Below are 2,062 nucleotides of genomic sequence, written 5' to 3'. Positions count from 1 at the left end.
ATGCTGGACACGCCGATCACCCACCCGGTCGGCGGCCCGTACCTCTACAGCGACGTCGGCATGGTCATGGCGGGCCGGATCGCGGAGCTGGCCGGCGGCGCGCCGCTCGACGAGCTGGTCCGCGCGCGGGTCACGGGCGTGCTCGGCCTGGCCGACACCGGCTACCGGCCCGGAGCGCTGCCGCGGATCGCCGCGACCGAGTGGAAGCGGGAACGCCAGGGGGCCGCGCCGGACTCGGGCGCATCCGCTGCCGGCTGCGTGCGCGGCGAGGTGCACGACGAGACGGCGTACGCGCTGGGCGGTGTGGCGGGGCACGCGGGGCTGTTCGCCACGGCCGGGGACCTGCTGGCCTTCGGCGAGGCGCTGCGGCTCGGCGGCAGGCCCGTGCTGCGCCAGGAGAGCGTGGCCGAGATGCTGCGCGACCAGGGCGCCGAGGGCGCTCCCTTCCGTCATGGGCTGGGCGTGCGCATCGGCGACCCGGGCATCGTGGGGCCGCTGACCGGCGCTTTCGGCCATTCCGGCTTCACCGGCACCTCGCTGGTGGTCGATCCCGCGCGCCGGTTGACCGTCGTGCTGCTGACGAACGCCGTCCACCCCGTACGGGGGCGCGACGGCATCCGCGAATTGCGCCACGCGGTGGCCGCCGAAGCGTTGCGCCTCCGCGACCTCGCCCTTTGACAGGATGTAATTACAAAACCACAAATAGCGTATTGCTCAGCCCGAAACTGTGTGTGAAGGTACCAGTGAGACGGCCGGGAAAGCCTCCGGACGGATTGAAGGTTCCTTTCACCAGAAGGGCCTCGGGCACAAATGGATGAACCTCCATCGTCCGTACAAAACCGATTTATCCAGCGATTTGCTGGCATGGGGAGATTCGGCGCGGTCTGGACGGGCCAGGTCGTCACCCTCGTCGGCAATTCCGTATTGCGCTTTTCCCTGGTCATCCAGGCCTGGACCGTGGACCACCAGGCCACCCAGGTCGTGGCGCTGTCGCTCTGCGCGCTGCTCCCTCAGATGCTGCTGAGCCCCACCGCTGGGGCCATCGTCGACCGGTGCCGCAAGCGCACCGCCCTGCAGCTCGCCGACGCGGGCGGGCTCGTCGCCGTCGGCGCCATGGCGGCGGTGTACTTCCTCGGTGACCTGCACCTCTGGGTGGTCTACCTGACCGTGGCGCTGCTCGGTGCGTCGGCCGCGTTCCAGTTCCCCGCCCTGTCGTCGGCGGTGCCGCTACTGGTGGGCAAGGAGCAGCTCCAGCGGGCCAACGGGCTGCTCGCCACCGCCAAGAGCGTGGCCGACGTGGGCGGTCCCGCGCTGGCCGGGCTGCTCGTGCTGACCGGCGGGCTGGGCGCGGTGCTCTGGATCGACCTGTTGAGCTTCGCGGTCGCGCTGGTGACCGTGCGCCTGGTGCGCATGTCCGACGACGCGCCCGGCTCGGCCACCGAGCGCAAGCGGCTCGGGGCGGACTCGCTGGAGGGGCTGCGCTACCTGTTCGCCCAGCCCAGCCTGCGCGGCCTGATCCTGGTGTTCTTCACCGTCAACCTGGTGATGGTGTTCGGGTTCGCCGTCGTGCAGCCCATGATCCTGGCCAGGACGGGCAGTGACGTCTCCGCGCTGGCCAGCGTGAACGCCGGGATCGGCGTGGGCGGGATCACGGGCGGGCTGCTGCTGGCCGCCTGGGGCGGTCCGAAGAACCGGGTGCGCGGCATGATGCTCGGCGTCGTCGGCATGTGCCTCAGCGCCCAGATCGTCATGGCCATGGTGCACGGGGTGGTGGCGTGGACGGCGGCCATCCTCGTGGGCGCGCTGATCATGCCGATCGTCAACGGCTCGATGCAGTCCATCATCCAGACCAAGGTGCCGAAGGAACGGCAGGGCCGGGTGTTCGGGGCCGTCATGTTCGTCTCGCAGATCTCCTCCCCGGTGGCGATGGCCTTCTCCGGGCCGCTCGCCGACCACGTCTTCGAACCTCAGGCCGCCTCGGGCACCGGCCTGTCGGGGCTGCTGCGGCCCCTCGTGGGCGCCGGGCCTGGCAGCGGCATGGCGGCGATGCTGCTGATCGCCG

2 protein-coding genes are annotated in these 2,062 nt (G+C 71.0%); both read left to right on the top strand.

What is annotated here, in order from left to right; translation table 11 throughout:
* Positions 1–678 (top strand): serine hydrolase (locus tag AB0J09_RS63245; protein WP_360713941.1); only part of this gene is annotated, 678 nt, incomplete at its 5' end.
* Between the two features lie 186 nt (positions 679–864).
* On the top strand, positions 865–2,062 hold a 1,198-nt coding region (locus AB0J09_RS63240; RefSeq protein ID WP_360713940.1), incomplete at its 3' end, for an MFS transporter.

The sequence above is a fragment of the Nonomuraea sp. NPDC049784 genome (assembly GCF_040659615.1).
Lineage (GTDB): Bacteria > Actinomycetota > Actinomycetes > Streptosporangiales > Streptosporangiaceae > Nonomuraea.
Note: the sequence above shows the minus strand (reverse complement) of the source record. Positions and strands in the feature narration are given on the sequence as shown.